Annotated in this window: 23 protein-coding genes; 15 read left to right on the top strand and 8 right to left on the bottom strand. The window is 37.8% G+C overall.

The genetic code is table 11. The features are described from left to right. Positions 1 to 73: 73 nt before the first annotated feature. The 4 genes from LJY09_RS24615 to LJY09_RS24600 all read left to right on the top strand — a co-directional run bounded on the left by LJY09_RS24615 (position 74) and on the right by LJY09_RS24600 (position 2,579). Positions 74 to 313, top strand: coding sequence for a YuzB family protein (locus tag LJY09_RS24615; protein ID WP_033580454.1), 240 nt, complete (start codon positions 74 to 76; stop codon positions 311 to 313). A 303-nt stretch (positions 314 to 616) separates the two neighbouring features. Next, a complete protein-coding gene (gene dapF, locus LJY09_RS24610) occupies positions 617 to 1,471 on the top strand; it encodes a diaminopimelate epimerase (protein ID WP_063248452.1) in 855 nt (284 codons plus the stop codon). Between the two features lie 74 nt (positions 1,472 to 1,545). After that, positions 1,546 to 1,911 (top strand): HesB/IscA family protein, encoded by a 366-nt coding sequence (locus tag LJY09_RS24605; protein ID WP_025752687.1) that lies wholly within the window; start codon positions 1,546 to 1,548, stop codon positions 1,909 to 1,911. 149 nt (positions 1,912 to 2,060) lie between these two features. Beyond that, positions 2,061 to 2,579 (top strand): hypothetical protein, encoded by a 519-nt coding sequence (locus LJY09_RS24600; RefSeq protein ID WP_063248387.1) that lies wholly within the window; start codon positions 2,061 to 2,063, stop codon positions 2,577 to 2,579. A 26-nt stretch (positions 2,580 to 2,605) separates the two neighbouring features. Here the strand turns inward: LJY09_RS24600 and LJY09_RS24595 are convergent, their stop codons facing one another. Next, complete coding sequence (locus tag LJY09_RS24595; RefSeq protein WP_013059618.1) at positions 2,606 to 3,598, bottom strand: NAD(P)/FAD-dependent oxidoreductase; 993 nt, start codon at positions 3,596 to 3,598, stop codon at positions 2,606 to 2,608. Positions 3,599 to 4,091: 493 nt separating this feature from the next. Between LJY09_RS24595 and LJY09_RS24590 the strand changes: the two genes are divergently transcribed. The 3 genes from LJY09_RS24590 (at position 4,092) to LJY09_RS24580 (ending at position 6,482) form a co-directional block, all read left to right on the top strand. Further along, positions 4,092 to 5,306 (top strand): NAD(P)/FAD-dependent oxidoreductase, encoded by a 1,215-nt coding sequence (locus tag LJY09_RS24590; protein ID WP_033580456.1) that lies wholly within the window; start codon positions 4,092 to 4,094, stop codon positions 5,304 to 5,306. A 123-nt stretch (positions 5,307 to 5,429) separates the two neighbouring features. Further along, the gene (locus LJY09_RS24585) at positions 5,430 to 5,753 is read left to right on the top strand and encodes a YuiB family protein (RefSeq protein ID WP_033580457.1); all 324 of its coding nucleotides are present in this window, start codon (positions 5,430 to 5,432) and stop codon (positions 5,751 to 5,753) included. A gap of 81 nt (positions 5,754 to 5,834) precedes the next feature. Further along, a complete protein-coding gene (locus LJY09_RS24580) occupies positions 5,835 to 6,482 on the top strand; it encodes a 3D domain-containing protein (protein ID WP_033580458.1) in 648 nt (215 codons plus the stop codon). A gap of 42 nt (positions 6,483 to 6,524) precedes the next feature. Here the strand turns inward: LJY09_RS24580 and LJY09_RS24575 are convergent, their stop codons facing one another. Further along, entirely contained in the window at positions 6,525 to 7,001 is a 477-nt protein-coding gene (locus LJY09_RS24575) for a divergent PAP2 family protein (RefSeq protein ID WP_013085319.1), read from the bottom strand. A gap of 245 nt (positions 7,002 to 7,246) precedes the next feature. Between LJY09_RS24575 and LJY09_RS24570 the strand changes: the two genes are divergently transcribed. Together LJY09_RS24570 and LJY09_RS24565 are read left to right on the top strand one after the other, a co-directional pair. Further along, positions 7,247 to 8,740 carry a leucyl aminopeptidase gene (locus tag LJY09_RS24570; RefSeq protein WP_033580459.1) on the top strand — a complete coding sequence of 498 codons (1,494 nt, stop codon included), beginning with the start codon at positions 7,247 to 7,249 and terminating at the stop codon, positions 8,738 to 8,740. 268 nt (positions 8,741 to 9,008) lie between these two features. Continuing rightward, positions 9,009 to 10,328, top strand: a complete 1,320-nt coding sequence (locus LJY09_RS24565; RefSeq protein ID WP_033580460.1) for a Na+/H+ antiporter family protein — start codon at positions 9,009 to 9,011, stop codon at positions 10,326 to 10,328. A gap of 54 nt (positions 10,329 to 10,382) precedes the next feature. Here LJY09_RS24565 and LJY09_RS24560 read toward each other — a convergent pair whose 3' ends face one another. The 3 genes from LJY09_RS24560 to LJY09_RS24550 form a co-directional block, all read right to left on the bottom strand. Further along, a complete protein-coding gene (locus tag LJY09_RS24560; RefSeq protein WP_033580461.1) occupies positions 10,383 to 10,574 on the bottom strand; it encodes a hypothetical protein in 192 nt (63 codons plus the stop codon). A 116-nt stretch (positions 10,575 to 10,690) separates the two neighbouring features. Beyond that, entirely contained in the window at positions 10,691 to 11,227 is a 537-nt protein-coding gene (locus LJY09_RS24555) for an HD domain-containing protein (RefSeq protein WP_013059610.1), read from the bottom strand. Positions 11,228 to 11,403: 176 nt separating this feature from the next. After that, positions 11,404 to 11,772 (bottom strand): YuzC family spore coat inner layer protein, encoded by a 369-nt coding sequence (locus tag LJY09_RS24550; RefSeq protein WP_033580462.1) that lies wholly within the window; start codon positions 11,770 to 11,772, stop codon positions 11,404 to 11,406. A gap of 106 nt (positions 11,773 to 11,878) precedes the next feature. On the opposite strand from LJY09_RS24550, the gene LJY09_RS24545 reads away from it, so the two are divergent. Together LJY09_RS24545 and kapD are read left to right on the top strand one after the other, a co-directional pair. Further along, a complete protein-coding gene (locus LJY09_RS24545) occupies positions 11,879 to 12,262 on the top strand; it encodes a hotdog fold thioesterase (protein WP_033580463.1) in 384 nt (127 codons plus the stop codon). A gap of 345 nt (positions 12,263 to 12,607) precedes the next feature. Further along, positions 12,608 to 13,222 (top strand): 3'-5' exonuclease KapD, encoded by a 615-nt coding sequence (kapD, locus tag LJY09_RS24540; protein ID WP_013085312.1) that lies wholly within the window; start codon positions 12,608 to 12,610, stop codon positions 13,220 to 13,222. A gap of 36 nt (positions 13,223 to 13,258) precedes the next feature. Here kapD and LJY09_RS24535 read toward each other — a convergent pair whose 3' ends face one another. Continuing rightward, positions 13,259 to 13,639, bottom strand: coding sequence for a kinase-associated lipoprotein KapB (locus LJY09_RS24535; protein WP_034264171.1), 381 nt, complete (start codon positions 13,637 to 13,639; stop codon positions 13,259 to 13,261). A gap of 85 nt (positions 13,640 to 13,724) precedes the next feature. Here LJY09_RS24535 and LJY09_RS24530 point away from each other — a divergent pair, with 85 nt between their 5' ends. Together LJY09_RS24530 and LJY09_RS24525 are read left to right on the top strand one after the other, a co-directional pair. Further along, positions 13,725 to 13,922 carry a hypothetical protein gene (locus tag LJY09_RS24530; protein ID WP_033580465.1) on the top strand — a complete coding sequence of 66 codons (198 nt, stop codon included), beginning with the start codon at positions 13,725 to 13,727 and terminating at the stop codon, positions 13,920 to 13,922. A 103-nt stretch (positions 13,923 to 14,025) separates the two neighbouring features. Continuing rightward, positions 14,026 to 14,550 (top strand): superoxide dismutase family protein, encoded by a 525-nt coding sequence (locus tag LJY09_RS24525; RefSeq protein ID WP_033580466.1) that lies wholly within the window; start codon positions 14,026 to 14,028, stop codon positions 14,548 to 14,550. A 35-nt stretch (positions 14,551 to 14,585) separates the two neighbouring features. Here the strand turns inward: LJY09_RS24525 and LJY09_RS24520 are convergent, their stop codons facing one another. Beyond that, complete coding sequence (locus tag LJY09_RS24520; protein ID WP_228307447.1) at positions 14,586 to 15,758, bottom strand: MalY/PatB family protein; 1,173 nt, start codon at positions 15,756 to 15,758, stop codon at positions 14,586 to 14,588. A gap of 169 nt (positions 15,759 to 15,927) precedes the next feature. Next, a complete protein-coding gene (locus LJY09_RS24515; protein ID WP_155017523.1) occupies positions 15,928 to 16,776 on the bottom strand; it encodes an alpha/beta fold hydrolase in 849 nt (282 codons plus the stop codon). Positions 16,777 to 16,934: 158 nt separating this feature from the next. On the opposite strand from LJY09_RS24515, the gene LJY09_RS24510 reads away from it, so the two are divergent. Both LJY09_RS24510 and LJY09_RS24505 read left to right on the top strand, forming a co-directional pair. Next, entirely contained in the window at positions 16,935 to 17,435 is a 501-nt protein-coding gene (locus LJY09_RS24510) for an Lrp/AsnC family transcriptional regulator (protein WP_013059601.1), read from the top strand. Then, a complete protein-coding gene (locus LJY09_RS24505; protein ID WP_013059600.1) occupies positions 17,435 to 18,595 on the top strand; it encodes an aminotransferase in 1,161 nt (386 codons plus the stop codon). The genes LJY09_RS24510 and LJY09_RS24505 overlap by 1 nt, the downstream gene beginning before the upstream one ends. The last annotated feature ends 186 nt before the right edge of the window (positions 18,596 to 18,781 follow it).

Genomic DNA, 18,781 nt, shown 5'->3' with positions numbered 1-18,781 from the left:
AACGTGAATTTCTAAAGTTGACGTTGAAAATGAAAGGAGATAGGATAAACTAATAGTAGAGAGGTGAAAAAACGTGATACAGCCAATTATTGAATTTTGCGTTAGCAATTTAGCCAGCGGTTCTCAAGCAGCTTTAGAAAAGCTTGAAAAAGATCCAAATCTAGATATTATTGAATACGGATGTTTAGGTTATTGCGGGAAATGTTCACAATCTTTATTTGCCTTGGTAAATGGAGAGATTGTTACGGCGGAAACACCTGAACAGTTAGTAGATAATATCTACATTCATTTAGAAGAAAACCCAATGTTTTAAACTATCCCCGCTGTCGTATCTCTTTTTAGCAGGAGAGGGACATGAGGCTAATAGAATAGATGATGTAAGCATGGCTAGTCTTGCCGTGCTTTTTTATGCGTTTTTGCGCAAATATATGCGCTTTAACCATCCTTTTTGTAATCATAAAGCTTCTTTTGTTTTTTAATACTCTAAAGGAGAACAAAATAAAAAAACCCCTTAATCTTTATGATTAAGGAGCTAAAAAAACGGGGGATGATATTATTGTGTACAAAAGAGAATCACTTTATACTAGAGCTACATAAAAAAATAATGGGTGATAATATGAAAAAATTTCAGTTTACAAAAATGCATGCACTTGGCAACAACTATATCTACGTAAATATGTTTGAAGAACATATAGAAGAGCAAGAGTTAGCACCGCTTGCTGTAAAAGTCTCAAATGTTTATACGGGAATCGGATCGGATGGAATGATTCTTATTTGTCCATCTGAACGCGCAGATGTGAAAATGCGCGTATTTAATAATGACGGCTCGGAAGCAAAAAACTGCGGAAACGGTTTAAGATGTGTAGCTAAATATGCATACGAACATAATTTAGTAACAAGCGAAAGATTTTTTATCGAAACGCTTTCTGGAGTTGTAGAAGCAACGGTGCATCCGCAGGGAAATGAAGTTCCAGAAGTAACAATCGATATGGGAGAGCCTATTTTAGCTAGAGAACAAATTCCAATGACGGGAGCAAGCCAATACCAAGTTGTTGATGAAGAGATGGAATTTGGAAAAGAACGGTTAAAAGGGACGGCTGTATCAATGGGAAATCCTCACGTCGTCTTTTATGTAAATGATATTGAACAAGCGCCTCTTACTACACTAGGTCCGGTAGTTGAAAAAGATGCGCGTTTTCCAGAAGGAGTGAACGTTGAATTTGTCGAGGTAGTGAACGAAAGAGAGCTGAACTTTCGCGTATGGGAAAGAGGTTCGGGTATCACTCAAGCATGCGGGACAGGAGCATGCGCTGCTGTTGTTTCTTCTGTGTTAAATGAGAAGACGAAAAAAGATGTGCCTACTGTTGTACACCTCGCTGGAGGAGATTTAACGATTGTTTGGCAAAATAAAGGCAATGTGTTAATGACAGGTCCAGCCAATGTGATTTGCGACGGCATGTATTATTATTAAAAATGAAGAAGCAGACGATTTGTCGTCACAGACATTTCGTCGTATACTAAACAAAAAAGGAGGTCTGTTTAAAAATGAGTCAAGATATCCTAACAATTACAGAAGCTGCAAGCTTTCAAATAAAAGATATGATGAAAGAACATGAAGAAGAAAATGCTTATTTACGTGTTACTGTGAATGGAGGAGGCTGCTCAGGTCTTTCTTACGGCATGGGTTTTGCACACGAAGTAAATGAAAACGATACGCTGTTTGAACAACATGGCATTAAGATTCTTGTAGATAGCGAAAGTGCTCCAATTTTAAAAGATGTAAAAATTGATTACAAGCAATCTATGCTAGGCGGAGGGTTTACAATTGATAACCCGAACGCCATTGCAGCATGCGGCTGCGGCTCTTCTTTCCGTACAGCAAGCAACGCAGGTGCTCCTGAAGAGTGCTAAGTATATTTTTATAAAAAAGCTTTCTTCACCTCATCTGGTGAAGAAAGCTTTTTTAGTGAGAAATTTTTGTATGTTACATCATCTACCAAACTTATTGACCAAATAATCAGTCTTTTTTATACTCAATAAAAAAGAGGAGATGAACGGATTTGATAGATGCGACTCGTTACGACGCGGAACAAGTAGGAGGTTATGGAAGTTTTCGTAAAAAAAATACCCTGCCTATTCTATGGAAGGGGTTTATAAACTGGTTAAAACTTGAAAATAGGAAAATGGAGTCTAAGGATGCAAAAAGTATTCACTTCAGTGAATCGCATTTATTTGTTCAACATTTGCCTTTTTCCTCAGGTGAAGTCTGTCATCAAAACTCGTCCTCTGCGCCTCTTAACCATTCTGAACCTTACATTCGCTATTATGAAAATGCTAATGCATCTCTGGCCGAAAGCTATGGAGCAGTGGAAGGAGAGCATATTCTGCTGGTTGAACGTATTGTCGGTCAATCAGAGGTAGTAAAATATTTAAGCAAGCTCGAAGGCTTGAAGGCCTACAGAATGAGCGTAACTAGTCAAGAAGGAAACCATTCCTTTTATGAAATCTGTTTAATAAGCAGTGATGCAGAAATGATGAGTGAAATCATTCATCGAATGGTTACACCAATCCAGCAATGAAAAAAAGCAGGCGAGAGCCTGCTTTTTTATGAGAACATTGACGTACTGTGCATAGGCTGTAAGCGAGCCTTTGGGTCAATGTATGCTTTAGCGTTATTAACGGCAGTCGGACCTTCGCCAAATCCTGCCACGATGAGTTTTACTTTTCCATCATATGTGCAGACATCACCTGCTGCATAGATGCCAGGAATATTTGTTTCTTGCTTTGAATTAACAACAATTGCATTTTTCTCTAAATCTAAGTCCCATTCTTTAATTGGACCTAGAGAAGAAACAAATCCAAAGTTTACAATAACATCATCTACGTCTACTACTGTCTTTTCTTCACCTTTTGTATTTTCTAACACAACTTGTGTAATACGGTCATCTCCAATAAATTCAACCGGTACATATGGTGTTTTAATATCAACTGATGAATTATGCAAGTTTTCTACGCTATGTTCATGAGCGCGGAACTTGTCTCGGCGATGCGTTAACGTTACTTTTTCTGCGATCGGCTCTAACATAAGAGACCAGTCTACAGCCGAATCCCCACCCCCGCATACTAATACTTTGCGGCCTTTGAATTTATTCATATCATCCACAAAATAATGAAGGTTCGTTTGCTCAAACTGTTCTGCGTTTTCTAGCTCAATTTTACGGGGCTTAAATGCACCGTTTCCAGCCGTAATAATAATTGTTTTTGAATAGTGGACTTCAGAATTAGTAGTTAATCGGAATACACCGTCCGCTTGTTTTTCTACCTTTTCTACTGCTTGCTCTAGTGCAACTGCAGGTTTAAATTGATCCATTTGCTCTTTTAGGTTATTGACTAATTCTTGAGCACGTACTTTTGGAAACCCAGCTACGTCATAAATATATTTTTCAGGATATAAAGCAGAAAGCTGTCCACCGAGCTGTGGTAAGCTTTCAATAATTTTTACGCTCGCCTGACGCATACCGCCATAAAATGCTGTAAATAAGCCTGTAGGGCCGCCTCCGATGATGGTAATATCGTATACTTGTTTATCTTCTTTCATTTATAATCACCTCTAGATTGTTCTGTGCCAATGCATATTCTACTTTATGATAGCATAGTAAATTATAAAATATCATTAAAACACGCTGGAATGTTTGAGAAACTTTCTCAGCTTAAAGATCAGTATTTGCAATCATTAACATAACCACACGTTTTGGTCAAATATAAAACTGGGTATACAGGAAAGTAATTGAAAATTTAAAAGCTTGTAAATACAAAGTGAAGGGTTGAAAAACCGATGAAAAAAGCATAAGATGTTTGTGTAAATCAAGCTAGGACTTATGCTTACATTTTTTTGAAAAAGAAAAAATGTATTTTTTTAAAAAAGAACGTGAAGTGATTCACATTATTTTTCTTATATGAATAATAAATGGATAGCGATGATCGTTCTTGCTCAAACTAACATAAAAAAGCAAACCAAATAAAATTGCTCTTATCATTATATTTGTAAGACATACTTGTGACTATAACTAAAAAAGGTGGATGACATTCCTATGAAAAAGCCTAAAATCGTCATTTTGGGTGCCGGGTATGGCGGCATTATGACAATTGTTAATTTACAAAAGAAACTGGGTGCTAGTGATGCGGAAATTGTTTTGGTAAATAAAAACGATTACCATTACGAAACGACATGGCTTCATGAAGTATCGGCAGGTACAATTCATCAAGATCGCTCTCGTGTTCCTGTTAAAAATTTAATTAACACGAATAAGGTTACATTTATTAAAGACACGGTCGTAGATATTAAGTTAGATGAAAAGCGTGTTCTTCTTGAAAACAGTGAGCTAACGTACGATTATTTAGTTGTTGCTTTAGGGTACGAAGCAGAAACTTTCGGAATTAAAGGTTTAAAAGAACATGCATTTACCATTACGAGCATTAATGCAGCACGTCAAATTCGTGAGCATATTGATTATGTGTTTGCGACGTACAACAATGAAGTGGAAAAAAGAGACGAACTTCTGACAATCATTGTTGGAGGTGCTGGCTTTACCGGCATTGAATTTGTGGGAGAATTAGCAAATCGAGTCCCTCAGCTTTGCAAAGAGTTTGATATCCCGCGTGAAAAAGTACGCGTTATTTGTGTAGAAGCAGCGCCTACGGCCTTGCCAGGTTTTGATCCGGAACTTGTAGAATATGCGGTAACACAGCTAGAACGAAAAGGAATCGAGTTCAAGATTGGAACAGCGATTAAAGAGTGTACAGAAGAAGGAATTATTGTATCAAAAGATGACCAAGTGGAAGAAATCAAATCAGCAACAGTTGTATGGGCTGCAGGTGTTCGAGGCAGTCATTTAATTGAAAAAGCTGGATTTGAGAACATGCGCGGACGTGTAAAAGTAAGCAATAGCTTGCTGGCACCAGGGCATGAAGATGTGTTTGTTATTGGAGATTGTTCACTAATGATTAACCCAGAAACAGAACGTCCTTATCCGCCAACAGCTCAAATCGCTATGCAACAAGGCGGTACCTGCGCTGAAAATATTAGCCGTTTGATGAAAGGGCAAAAAGAATTAAGCGAGTTCAAACCAGATATTAAAGGAACGGTATGTTCGTTAGGGCATGATGACGCAATTGGCGTTGTATACGGTCGAAAACTATTTGGTTCAAGCGCATCTTTTATGAAAAAAGTTGTTGATAATCGCTCGCTTTTCCTTCAAGGCGGAGCAGGTCTTGTATTGAAAAAGGGAAAATTTAATTTCTTTTAAAACAAAAAGCAAAAGGTCTTCAAACCTTTTGCTTTTTTTGGTATTAACTTACTTTTCTGTGATTGACGCCTTGATTACTCTTAAGTAAACTGAGAGTATAAAGAGTAACGGAGGCGAAAAGCAATGGAAATGAGTGTGCCTGTCCTAATTATCTCCATCTTGTTGTTTTTTGTGTTGTTTTTTGGAATCGGTTTCTTGTTGAATATGCTGCTTCGCATGTCTTGGATTATGGCCATTATTTATCCCGTAATTTTTATTCTTATTATTGATGATGTAAGAGCGGTTGATTACATTCAACATCCCGCTCACTCCTTTCAGCAGCTAGGTACAAAAGTGCTATCTTTAGCCACAGCTGACATTGCGATTTTAATGGCTGGTTTTATAGGTGCACTAGCTTCAGGTATTACCATTAAATCTTTACGAACAAGAGGGTACCAAATGTTTTGAATGTAAATTCTTCTCGCGAACGAATAATTTGTTTTTATGTTGGAAACAAATAGATTCGTGAGAGGAGTTGTGGAAATCACAATGATTGGAAAAATAGCAAAGCGATTCATTATGTGCCTACTACTGGTCGGAGCGCTGTTTACAACATATGAAGCAATTACTGGCGTCCCAATAAACACGGTCATCAAATATATGCCTTTTATAAACAGTACAGGGCATCCTCTAATGAATGAAAGGCTCTTACCATCATTTCTAAAACCACTAAGAGTTGAAGCAGCTAGCAATGACAGAGAGCGTCTGACAATTGAAGAAGCATTTGATTGGTCGCGTTATCCAACTAAGAATGTATTGGCTACGGGTTACACAGCTGGTTACGAATCAACTGGGAAAAATCCCAATCATCCAGGGTATGGTATTACATATTCGGGCGTTAAAGTAAAACGTGACTTGTATTCAACCATCGCTGCTGATTTAACCATATTTCCAATCGGCACGATCTTGTTCATTCCGGGCTATGGGTACGGAGTGGTAGCAGATAAAGGTGGGGCTATTAAAGGCAATCATCTTGATTTATACTTTGAAACTGTTTCTGATGTGTATAACATATGGGGTAAGAAAGAATTAAACGTCTATGTAGTCAAATCAGGAGACGGCCGTTTAACTGAAGAAGAGTTAACAATGCTGAATGAAAAGAAATCGATGCAAGTTTTTCGTCAGCAGGTGAAATAAACGAGAAACACATGAAGCATTCTTCATGTGTTTTCTTATGTTTTATGGCCATACATAATACGTTACAAAAGCAACTGCTATTCCTGTTAAGGCTCCAAAGAAAACTTCAATAGGCTTATGCCCAAGCAGTTCTTTTAGCTTCACTTGTTTTTCGTCCTCTTCATTGGTCGTCCACAGCTTTGCCTCTTTTACTGCGCGCTGAAAGTCTTCAACCAAACGATTTAAAACTGTTGCTTGCTCTCCTGCGTGTCTTCTTACTCCTTTAGCATCAAACATGACAATGATGGCAAAAATAGCGGATAGAGCAAAAATAGGGGATTTAAGACCTTCTGCTAGCCCAATGGCAGTTGCTAAGGAAGTTACGGCTGCGGAGTGAGAGCTTGGCATGCCCCCCGTACTAAAAAATAAGCTGCCGTCTATTTTTTTAGTAGCTACAAAAGAAAGGGGAATCTTAATAAATTGAGCAAAGAAAATAGCGATTAATGAACTCCAAAGTGGAAAATTTGAGAATAACTCCATTGAGATGTCCTCCCTCAACTTAAAATGTCTAAAAAGATAAATCCGTATGATGAAAACAGTGGTAGATGAAAGTATATGTGTGAAACTAAGGTTTTTGAACTGTGATTAAAAATTGTATTTCTGCTATCATATGTATATAGATGAAAACAGTGGTGAATATGATATATATTCCACTTGCTGAATAGATTAAACAAAGCAGATGATAAATAAAAATAAAATATCTATACGTAAAAGGGAGGAATTTTATGTTTTCGCACGTAGAAACATATGGTGTTGATCATCAAACAGAAGCGCTCGTAATCGGGTTATTTAATCAAAATCAACAGTTTGAAGGCTTTCTAAAAGAAATTGATGATGCTTTAGGTGGACAGCTCATTCATTTGATTAAGGAAGGAGATATTCGCGTACAGGAAAAGCGGATATCAACGATTCATACACTAGGAAAATTAGGAGCAAAACGTCTTTATTTTGTAGGGCTCGGACGAAAGCAAGCGTTAACTAAAAATGGGCTCAAAGAAAGCTTTGGCCTTTTATTTAAAAAGTTAAAAGAAGCAAAAATTTCAAACGCATCGGTCGTCCTTCCTACATTTGATACAGGAGAGTGGTCAGAGCAAGAAACTGCAGCTTTACTAGGAGAAGCTCAACAGCTTGCTATGTATGAGTTTGAAAACTACAAAAAGAAATCAAATGAGCCTGACAAGCAGCTTGAGAAAATTGAACTGTTTTCTTGTTATAAAGACGTTTTACAATCTGCGTTGGTTGGATATACGTACGGGAAAGCAACAAACTCAGCCCGCACCCTCGTTAACTTACCAAGCAATATGCTAACGGCTACAGATTTAGCTAATTATGCAGTAGAAATGGCACATACATATGGTTTTGAATATGAAATTTTAGAAAAAGAAGAGATGGAAACGCTAGGAATGGGCGCGTTGCTCGCAGTCAATCAAGGTTCCGCAGAGCCTCCTAAAATGATTGTGCTGAAATATCAAGGTAAAGAAAAATGGGAAGACGTTATTGGGTTGGTAGGAAAAGGGATTACCTTTGACACAGGTGGTTACTCTATCAAATCTAAAGACGGGATTGTAGGCATGAAAACAGATATGGGTGGAGCTGCATCTGTTCTTGGTGCAATGGAAGCGATTGGAGAATTAAAACCTCATCAAAACGTAGTAGCGGTCATTCCATCAACTGACAACGTTATTAGCGCGCGTGCCTTTAAACCAGATGATGTTATTACAGCAATGAATGGAAAGACAATAGAAGTGCTGAACACAGATGCTGAAGGGCGTTTAGCACTAGCTGATGGTATTTCATATGCCAAGCATCATGGAGCAAATTATTTAGTAGACGTGGCGACATTAACGGGTGGTGTAATTGTAGCTCTTGGTACACACACAACTGGGGCAATGACGAATGATTCTGCTTTATTGCAGCAAATAGCGAAAGCGAGCATTGAGACAGGCGAACCGATTTGGGAGCTGCCTATTACAGAACGAGACAAAAAGCGTGTTCGGGGAAGTAAGGTAGCAGATTTAAATAACTCTCCTGGACGGGAGGGGCACGCAATTATGGCAGGAACCTTTATTGGTGAGTTTGCAGAGCAAACACCATGGGTTCACTTGGATATTGCTGGAACTGCAACATCCGCTGCTTCTCATGAGTTAGGACCTTCAGGTGCAACAGGCGTGATGGTGCGAACACTAGCTGCGATGGTTTGTTCATTTGAAGCCAATTAATAAAAAGAACATAGCAGTGATAGAAAGAAACGTAAAAAGAAGCATCGAAGATGCTTCTTTTTTAATATGTTTACATAACATTTTTTTCTTTTTAGGAAGAAAAGATTGTTTAAAAAAATCCTTATATTGTTAAGGATGTAGAGAAGTTAAACAAACGTTTATTTAGTAAGATGATTGACTTTTTTTCTATACCTAATATAATGAACATGTTGTTTATCTCTCTAATGTTTTAATGAGATAAAGTAAAAAGAAAAATGGAGGTTTCAAAATGAATGCAGTATTAATAGCTGTGCTCGTGATGCTGATTTTGAGCTTATTGCGTATCAACGTTGTCTTTTCTTTAGCGGTCGGAGCGCTAATTGGAGGACTTGTTGGCGGTATCAGCCTCACAGATACAGTAAGTATATACACAGATGGTCTTGGAAACAGTGCTTCTGTTGCATTAAGCTATGCTTTGCTTGGAGGATTTGCAATGGCTGTTTCGCGGACAGGGCTGCCTGATGCCGTTGTTCAGCTAGCGTTGAAAATAGTAGGAAAAGAAGGAGAAACGAAAAAGAAGTCACTGTCAAAAGTACTGATTTTATTGATCATCCTTATTATTTCGTGTTTTTCTCAAAATGTTATTCCGGTTCACATTGCATTTATTCCGCTTTTAATTCCACCGCTATTAAAAGTATTTAATCAGTTGAAAATAGATCGCCGATTAGTCGCAACAGTTATTACATTTGGATTGGTTACACCTTATATGTATTTGCCGGCAGGATTCGGTAAGATTTATCACGACATTTTATTTACTAACATCAAAGAAAGTGGATTAACGATTGATAAAGGAGATATTACCACGGCGATGGCTCTTCCAGCTTTAGGAATGGTAGCGGGCTTATTGTTTGCTGTGTTTATTTCGTACCGTAAGCCGCGCAGTTATAAAGACATTGACATTGATCAAGGCGCAGAGGAGCGTACAGGTTACACAACAAGAGGGATTATAGTAGCGTTACTTGCGATTGTAGCGGCTTTAACTGTGCAGCTCTTAGTAGATTCTATGATTTTCGGAGCGCTTGCAGGAATTGTGGTCGTTTATTTCAGCGGGGCTTTGAAGTGGAATGAAGCAGATCCAGTATTAACGAACGGAATGAGAATGATGGCTTTCATCGGATTTGTTATGCTGTCAGCCTCTGGTTTTGCAAAAGTTCTTCAAGAAACTGGAGATGTAGAAGCACTTGTAAAAGGCTCTGTTGCTCTTATTGGCGGAAACCAAATGCTGGGTGCATTTCTTATGCTTGTCATCGGGCTTTTAGTCACAATGGGCATTGGTTCTTCTTTCTCTACCATTCCAATTATCGCGACGATTTTTGTTCCTCTTTGCTTAGAACTTGGTATGAGTCCAATGGCAACGATTTGTATTGTTGGTACAGCAGGAGCGCTTGGAGACGCTGGTTCACCAGCTTCAGACAGTACGCTTGGACCAACATCTGGACTAGCAGTCGATCGTCAACATGATCATATCTGGGATACGTGTGTACCAACTTTTCTTCACTATAACATTCCACTCATTATTTTTGGGTGGGTTGCCTCAGTTATCTTGTAAATAGAGGGTCTCTAATGAAAAAAAAGCAGCCGATCAAAACCGGCTGCTTTTTTTTCATGCTTGAGAAAGAGTAGAAGCAGTGCTGTCACAAGCTCCTAATGCTTGCTCTACAGCCTGAAGAGATTGTTCAATATGTTCGCGATTTGAATCTTTCTCTACTGTTTGAAGAGCTTGTTCAAGGCTTGCTTTTGCCTGATTTAATGACGTACAAGAATCCTGCACGTAACCTCTAGCGTTTTTAGACATTCTTCTTCCTCCTAACTAACCAAAAATGAGAATCAATAAGTAGTATGAGTAATTTGCAGGGAATTATGAGGAGAAATAATAAAAAGGATTAACTCTTATGAAAGGAGTTAATCCTGTCAGCCTAACTGTTTAAATTGGTTGGAATGTAGAAGTTCAAGCACTTTCTTATCAAGCTCCTTAATTTTCTTTACAGCCAAATTGTATTCCATTTCACGGTAATGATGTTTGCCGCCTGGCTCTTCATCAGCTTCATCAGCTAGTTTGACTACTTTTTGAAGAGGGCGTTGCTGAATGGTTCCTTCAGGCAAATAGGAGTCTGTGTGTAGTAAAATAGCTAAGGCAATTTCTTTTGCCGCCTGAGGTTCCTCGCCTAAACGAATGAGTAATTTATGTGCACGTTCAGCACCTTTAATAGCGTGAATATCATTTTGACGATACTTCTCATAATCCCACTGACCATTTGTGTACCATTCGTAGTGGCCAATATCATGAAGCAGCGCTGCTTTTGTAGCTAAATCAGGGTTTACATTATGCTGTACAGATAGACGAAACGCATGATAGGCGACCGATACAGCATGCGCAACGCCAGATCGTGTTAAATATTTTTGAGCGATAGGATGCGTGAAAATTTCTACTAGCGTAACATGTCTCATCATGTCATCCCTCCTAAAGAAAAAATATATTTCCAAATACAATATCATATTTATTTCCTAAATACAATTATCGTGTAATTTGTTTTTACATCCAAAAACGGCATATATTATAATATTCGAAACAAAACAACATGTACATCTTTTTCAAAAGAAAATAAGACTTTTTTCCTTGTGTTTTACCATTTAATATTTAACGAAACGTGACAGCAGTCAAATTGGTTATCGGGATGAATAAACGTAATTTTAATATAGTCTGGCGTATAAAAAACATCAATTTTGGCCTTAACACCTGTTGAAAGAATGAGTCTTTTTACTTCACTCATTTTAGATTCTTGAGCAGCAGCTTTTATTTTTTTTATTAAAGCTGGCGAAGCGTTAGCTCTTTGAATAAATATGGTAGCGCTTTGCATGGTAGAGGGAATCACTTTAAGAGATTGCTGGAAAGTCGCTATGTCCGCCTCAGGTAAGCTAGGTACCCTGTATGTATAAGGGTGAGGCATGTAGTACGATGGCCAGTAGTAAGACAAGGGAGCAAATGGTTTCATATAAGAATCCTCCTAAAAAACGGATTTTTATTATGTATATGTAGAGGGTTCGTATATGTTGTAGCAAAACCGTTATTGTATACTAGATACAAAGGGAGGTATGTATATGAAAACAAAAGATACGCTGTTAGAAGCATTAGGAATTGAGATTATTAGCGCAAGTGAACAAAGAGTGGAAGCGACGATGCCTGTTGATGAGCGAACGCGTCAGCCATTCGGGCTTTTGCACGGAGGAGCATCGGTGGCGTTAGCCGAAACTGTGGCTAGTCTAGGTGCTATTAAAAGTGTAGATATTGAAAAAGAAATCTGTGTGGGTTTAGAGATTAATGCTAATCACATCAAAGGGAAAAAAGATGGAACAGTTACAGCTATAGGCGTTCCTTTACATAAAGGAAAAAAAACAGCGGTTTGGGAAGTGAAAATTCAAGATGAAGAAGAGAATTTAATCTGTATATCCCGGTGCACGCTTGCTATTCTGCCTAAAGCTTAAATATAAGAAAGGCTTAGTCTAAAAGGTGTGAGGTATGCTTTTGAAGTCAGGAGGAGCACCTCACACACTGATGTGAGAGCTTAAAGAGAATTTGGAAGAGCGGATACATAAAAAAGTGAAAAAATAGGTAAAAAAAAGAAGCGAAATTATGTCTATTCGTGACAGTTACCCTGCGCATAGAGACATGCTCTAGAATATAGTAGTAGTAAAGTATTCTTTTTATTCAGCAACTAGAATATTCATAATATTAAAAATAAGAACAGAAAATAGACCTTCCGATTGTTCAATCGTGCTATAATAGCATTAATATAGTAGGGCGGTTTATTTTACAAAGGGGTGATAATATTGGATAAGAACTCTCAGTATTTATTCATTGATTTTGAATTTACAATGCCAGAGTATAAAGGTTTTCCAAAAGGCTTTTTTCCGGAAATCATTGAAGTTGGTTTGGTGTTTGTTAAAAATCAAGAAATCATTGATCGTTTCTCCTCTTACGTACAGCCTACACACTTCACAAAATTAACTGAGCGCTGTAAATCATTTCTCCATATCGAACAAAATCAAGTAAATGAAGGAATTACGCTAGAGCAGCTTGTACAGCGACTGGGCATGTATAAAAACAGCACGATTATTACATGGGGAAACATGGATATGAAAGTATTAAGGCAGTGCTGTCAAAAAAATAAGGTGCCGTTTCCTTTTACAGGTAAAGAAATTGATCTTTCGATGGAGTATAAGCGCTTTTTTGGAGATCAAAATCAAACCGGCCTTTGGAAAGCTGTGCAAGAGTATGGTAAAGAAGGAACTGGAAAGCACCACTGCGCGCTTGATGATGCGATGACGACACTCAACATCTTTAAGCTTGTAGAAAAAGATAAGCGGTACCTTCAAAAACCGGAGCCGACGACCATAGGAGATCGAATCGATTTTTCAAAAGTATTAAATAAATTTGCATTATAAAAGCCAAATCACTTCTATGTGAATTTGGCTTTTTGTTTAATGAATACCGTACTCTTTTTTTAACTCTTCTAAACAGGCAATACTTGCTTGAGCAAAAGCGCTATCTTTGGCTTGTTGTTCAGCTATCTTTAATTCAAGGGCTTTTTTTAGTGAATGCTTATAATCAGGAACGCTGTCTTCATAGAGATGAACCATTTTTTGAGGAATGTTGGCCTGCTCTCGAAACGCAAGTGCTTTTCGCTCGTGAAAAAAAGGTACGTCCACTTGTCCAGGATTATGTAAGTCACCTTGTTCTGGATGCTTCAACACAGCTTGAATTCGTACAACATAATGCAGATCTCGAACTTGTGTAATTTCACCGATGTATTTCCCGGTTTTATAAAGTGCTGTAACGGTTTGACCAATTGTAAATGTCATATTGCCAGATCTCCTTTAAGTAAAGTGTTTGTTATAAACAGTATAAATCAAAACCTACTACCGTTTCTATGAAAGGATGTTGTACATGATGTATTTAATGTTTTTGCTTTATTTTCCGGAAGATAAAACAGAATATATTCCTGCTTTTGCTACAATGGCGATTTTTGTACTAGCAGCAGTTGCAGTCTGGCGGTTCATCATCAAGGTGTCTAAAAAAGAAGAAGAAAAAACGAAGGAATTAGAAGCAAAGCTGAAAGAACAAGAAAATAAGAAGTCACTCTAATGAAATGCAAATAAAATGTAAGCGTTTAAAATGATATGTTGCTGGACAATCTATGGAAAGACATCTAAAACTTTCGCTAGTGCGTATGCGATTGGAGGGCAACATGAAAAAACTACTACTCATTGGAACCGTGCCTTTTTTCTTGTTAACGGGGTGTATGGAAAAAGAAATATCCAATAAAGAAGTCAAAGTCTATAACGCAGATGGAGATAGCATCGGTACAGTCAAATTGAAAGAGCAGGCTGATGGAATTGAGTTTACGTACGATTTAAGCGGACTTCCACCTGGCGAACACGGCGTACATATTCATGAAATGGGGATTTGCAAAGCTCCTAACTTTAAAAGTGCAGGAAATCACCTTGATCCTGATAAAAAGAAACACGGACTGTTAAATCCAAAAGGACCACATTTAGGCGATATGAAAAATATTGTGGTAGAAGACGATCAGACGTATAAAGGAACGGATATGGTTCCTCAAGTCACGTTAAAAGAAGGAAAGACGTCTCTCGTTAAGCGTATGGATGGTTCCTCTCTTGTAATTACTGAACAAGGTGATGATGGAATGACAGAGCCATCAGGTAATTCTGGCAAGCGAATCGCGTGCGGAGTTATTTCAAAAAAACATTAAAAACAGCGTTCTTTCGTGAGAAAGAACGCTGTTTTTTACGTTAAAGCTATTTTTAAGCGATTTAATCCTTCTTGAAGTTGTTCATGTGAACAGCCAATGTTCAAGCGAATAAAACCTTTTCCATATGTGGAACTGTATTTTTCGCCTTTTTCTACGGCGATTTTGCCTTTTTCTAATAAACGTTCATGTAATTCTTCTTCTGATAAGAGCAGCTTGTTGCAGTCAATCCATAGTAGATAAGTTCCTTCCGGCTGAATGACTCGCAGTTCAGGTAAGTGTTCACTTATAAACCCTGTCACGAGATCTACATTTTTCTTCAGATACACAAGCAGTGCTTCTAGCCATTCGCCACCTTCGCTGTAAGCTGCTTCTAAACCAATGATTCCAAATGTATTTAAATTAGAGAAACCTTGTTTTTGCTGCTGCTGAACATACTGTGTGCGCAGCTTCTCATTTGGAATAATAATAGCTGAAGCTTGAAGTCCTGGTATATTGAATGTTTTGCTAGGGGCCATACACGTAATGGTTCGATTGGCTGCATCTTCACTCACCATGCTGATGGGAATGTGTTTATAAGAATGGTAAATTAGATCAGAATGAATTTCATCTGAAACAATTAATACATTGTATTTTTGACAAAGATCGGCAAGTTTTTTCAGTTCTTCTTTTGTCCACACGCGTCCTACTGGATTATGAGGACTGCAAAGAATCATTAATTTTACGCCTTCTGCAAATTTTTTCTCTAAATCTGCAAAATCAATTTCGTATTTATCGCCCGCAAGTTTTAACGGATTTTCAACAACTTCTCGATCATTTACCTCTATCATGTTGAAAAACGGAGTATAAACTGGAGGTTGAATTAAAATTGAATCTCCAGGTTCCGTAAATGCTTGAATAGCCATACTCAGGGCAAATACAACTCCTGGACTGTATGTAATCCATTCATGATCAATGGTCCACTGATGCTTGTTTTTTACCCAAGATGATAAAGCATTTGCCGTAGATTCAGTAGGGGAAGTGTAGCCGAAAATACCGTGTTTGACACGCTCATTAATGGTTTGAAGAACATTAGGCGGCGCTTGGAAATCCATATCAGCTACCCAAAAAGGCAGAACATCTTTTGCTCCAAAAACGAGATCCGTTTTGTCCCACTTTACGGACTGCGTACCTGTACGATTAATTAATTGATCAAAAGAAAAAGTAGACAATAAAAGTACCCCCTTTTTTAATATAATAGTTTGCTTATTTTTAATACGTTTGTCAACGAAGTTAACTTGTGAAGTCAATAAAGAAAGTGGGAAAATTGGCTGAAGCACCACTAATAAATTTTTTATTAAAGTTAGCGCCTCGTGTGAAATATATGAACTCGCTCCGTCATTATTGAGACAGGGCTTTTTCACCGTACAAGAAATCGACCATATGAGACTGCACAATGTCGGGACACTCTTCTGGTAAAAGATGTCCAATTTCCTTTAACGAGATAAAGGTAGAGTCTGTCAAATCATCTTTTAATTTACGTCCGAGATGTAAAGGGACAACTCGGTCTTCTTCTCCCCAAATGAGTAAACTTGGTTTTTTTATGTGCTGCAAATCCTTTGAGGAGAGGTCTCCTTCTCGATCACGAATCATTCTTGTCAAAGCCATAAACGTACGGTCATCCAAAAAGGGTTCAGTATAGCCATCAATCATTTCTTCGTCGATTAACTGATGATCAAATACGACATTTTGCAAGTTACCTAATACACCTTTGCGAGACAGCCACGTTTTTACCCACAGATAAAAGAAGGGAACATAAGAAGACATGACCAACCCATAATGTGAAGGGCCTAAATAAGCTGAGCTGCACAGAAGAACGAGTTTTGATACACAAGAAGGCTTTAATTTTGCTACGTTTAAACAAACCTGTCCTCCCATTGAGTGTCCCGATAGTACAACATCTTTCAATTTTAAGTATTCAATCAACTCGATGACAATTTTGGCTAAGTTTTTATACGAGTATTGAAAGGTTAACGATTTTTCACTTCGCCCAAATGGCGGAAGGTCCAGCGTAATGATAGAAAACGTATCTTCAAATAAAGGAATTAAACGCCGAAAGCTAAAACTGGATGATAAAAAGCCGTGAATAAATACAATAGATGGTTTATCAGGGTGATAGTTATGGCATTCGTAGTAAACATTGACGCCATTAAAAGTACGCTGGTGGCAAGTAATTTTAGAGTCAGTCAATTTGTTTCACTCCATCTTTTTCTTTCTAGTCTGTCCTAATTTCCAGCAATCTATAAAATGAAACTCAATTACCGGTATAGATTTCACATTAAAGATGTGTTTAAATTTGATATAATGGAAAAAGTGAAAAAATTTAATCGGTGTAGGAGGGGAACGCGGTGTTCTTAGAAGAAAAAGAGTTAGAAATTTTAGAAATTCTAGAAAAAAATAGCCGTATTTCAATAGATAGTATTTCAAAAATGGTGGATTTAACGTTTGAAGAAACCTCTAATATTGTTAAAAAGTTAGAGAGAGAAAAAGTAATTGTGCAATATTCAGCTGATATTAACTGGAGACGAGTAGATGGACATGAGGGCGTCACAGCTATGATAGATGTAAAAGTTGCACCAAAGCGAGGAGTAGGCTTTGACGAGATTGCGGAGCGCATCTATCGTTTTCAAGAAGTAAAATCCGTGTACCTAATGTCAGGAGCATATGATTTGTCTGTTATTATTGAAGAAAAATCAATGTCTGAAGTAGCATTTTTCGTTTCTGAAAAGCTTTCTACGCTAGACTCTGTTTTATCTACAACGACTCACTTTATTATGAAAAAATACAAGCACGATGGTACCATCTACGATCAAGGCGATGAAGATCGCAGAATCGTGGTGTCTCCGTAATGAAAGAGCGCTTGTCAACAACTGTACAACAGCTGAAACCTTCAGGTATTCGCCGCTTTTTTGATTTAGCAGCAAGTATGGATAACGTCATCTCTCTTGGAGTAGGTGAACCTGATTTTGTCACATCTTGGGCTGTTCGAGAAGCGAGTATTTTATCGTTGGAAAGAGGATATACCTCTTATACAGCAAATGCGGGGCTTTTAGAGCTCCGCTTTGAAATTATGAAGTATATGAAAAGAAATTTTAACGTCTCGTATGATTATAAAGATGATATTATTGTGACCGTTGGAGGAAGTCAGGCTTTAGACATTACAATGCGAGCTTTGATTAATCCTGAAGATGAGATTATTGTCGTGGAGCCAAACTTTGTGTCTTACAGTCCGTTAATTTCTCTAGCAGGAGGAGTTCCTGTGGCAATTGAAACAACGGCGGAAACAGAGTTTAAACTACAGCCTAGACAGATTGAAGAAGTCATTACAAGCAACACGAAAGCCCTTCTTTTATGTTCTCCTAATAATCCAACAGGAAGTTCGCTATCTAAAGAAGAGTTGCAGGCTATTGCAGATATTGTAATCAAGCATGACTTGCTTGTTATCACGGATGAAATATATGCAGAATTAACATATGATGAAGAATTTACATCTATTGCTTCTTTAGAAGGAATGAAAGAACGAACTATTATTATTTCAGGCTTTTCTAAAGGGTTTGCTATGACTGGATGGCGTCTTGGGTACATATGTGCACCAACTGAGATTGCTAAAGCAATGCTGAAAATTCATCAGTATACAATGATGTGCGCGCCTACCATGGCCCAGTATGGAGCAATTGAAGCACTACAAAACGGGCAGCATGACGTAGAAGAGATGAGAAAAAGCTATCGCAGAAGACGGAACTATATGGTGAAGTCATTAAATCAAATTGGTCTGGAATGCCATTCTCCCGGAGGAGCGTTTTATGTGTTCCCGTCTATCAAGAAAACGGGATTGTCATCGGAAGAATTCGCTGAGCAGCTTTTGCTTGAAGAACGAGTAGCCGTCGTGCCAGGCAATGTATTTGGAAAAGGTGGAGAGGGACATATTCGCTGTTCATACGCCTCTTCAATGGAATCATTAGAAGAATCCATAAAACGGATTAGCCGTTTTGTTGAAAATAAGTTATAATAAAAATAAGATATTATGTCATATCGTATAGACGGTTTGATATAATATCTTTTTTGCTATGATGAAATGTAGTGTTAGTTTATATTTGTGACGAAATTGGTAAATAATAAATATAGTATAACTACTTTTTGATTCAATCTATGAACTGTGCTATAATTTTAAATTGGCTATAATGGTGAAAATAAT

The organism is Priestia sp. J2 (assembly GCF_020790095.1).
In the GTDB taxonomy this organism is placed as follows: domain Bacteria; phylum Bacillota; class Bacilli; order Bacillales; family Bacillaceae_H; genus Priestia; species Priestia zanthoxyli.
Note: the sequence above shows the minus strand (reverse complement) of the source record. Positions and strands in the feature narration are given on the sequence as shown.

Coding starts and splice junctions, on each gene's coding strand:
- LJY09_RS24505 (WP_013059600.1), top strand. CDS start 17,435: ATGAAAGAGCGCTTGTCAACAACTGTACAACAGCTGAAACCTTCAGGT.
- LJY09_RS24525 (WP_033580466.1), top strand. CDS start 14,026: ATGAAAAAACTACTACTCATTGGAACCGTGCCTTTTTTCTTGTTAACG.
- LJY09_RS24530 (WP_033580465.1), top strand. CDS start 13,725: ATGATGTATTTAATGTTTTTGCTTTATTTTCCGGAAGATAAAACAGAA.
- LJY09_RS24570 (WP_033580459.1), top strand. CDS start 7,247: ATGTTTTCGCACGTAGAAACATATGGTGTTGATCATCAAACAGAAGCG.
- LJY09_RS24580 (WP_033580458.1), top strand. CDS start 5,835: ATGATTGGAAAAATAGCAAAGCGATTCATTATGTGCCTACTACTGGTC.
- LJY09_RS24545 (WP_033580463.1), top strand. CDS start 11,879: ATGAAAACAAAAGATACGCTGTTAGAAGCATTAGGAATTGAGATTATT.
- LJY09_RS24560 (WP_033580461.1), bottom strand. CDS start 10,574: ATGTCTAAAAACGCTAGAGGTTACGTGCAGGATTCTTGTACGTCATTA.
- LJY09_RS24585 (WP_033580457.1), top strand. CDS start 5,430: ATGGAAATGAGTGTGCCTGTCCTAATTATCTCCATCTTGTTGTTTTTT.
- dapF (WP_063248452.1), top strand. CDS start 617: ATGAAAAAATTTCAGTTTACAAAAATGCATGCACTTGGCAACAACTAT.
- LJY09_RS24565 (WP_033580460.1), top strand. CDS start 9,009: ATGAATGCAGTATTAATAGCTGTGCTCGTGATGCTGATTTTGAGCTTA.
- LJY09_RS24595 (WP_013059618.1), bottom strand. CDS start 3,598: ATGAAAGAAGATAAACAAGTATACGATATTACCATCATCGGAGGCGGC.
- LJY09_RS24590 (WP_033580456.1), top strand. CDS start 4,092: ATGAAAAAGCCTAAAATCGTCATTTTGGGTGCCGGGTATGGCGGCATT.
- LJY09_RS24550 (WP_033580462.1), bottom strand. CDS start 11,772: ATGAAACCATTTGCTCCCTTGTCTTACTACTGGCCATCGTACTACATG.
- LJY09_RS24555 (WP_013059610.1), bottom strand. CDS start 11,227: ATGAGACATGTTACGCTAGTAGAAATTTTCACGCATCCTATCGCTCAA.
- LJY09_RS24535 (WP_034264171.1), bottom strand. CDS start 13,639: ATGACATTTACAATTGGTCAAACCGTTACAGCACTTTATAAAACCGGG.
- LJY09_RS24605 (WP_025752687.1), top strand. CDS start 1,546: ATGAGTCAAGATATCCTAACAATTACAGAAGCTGCAAGCTTTCAAATA.
- LJY09_RS24575 (WP_013085319.1), bottom strand. CDS start 7,001: ATGGAGTTATTCTCAAATTTTCCACTTTGGAGTTCATTAATCGCTATT.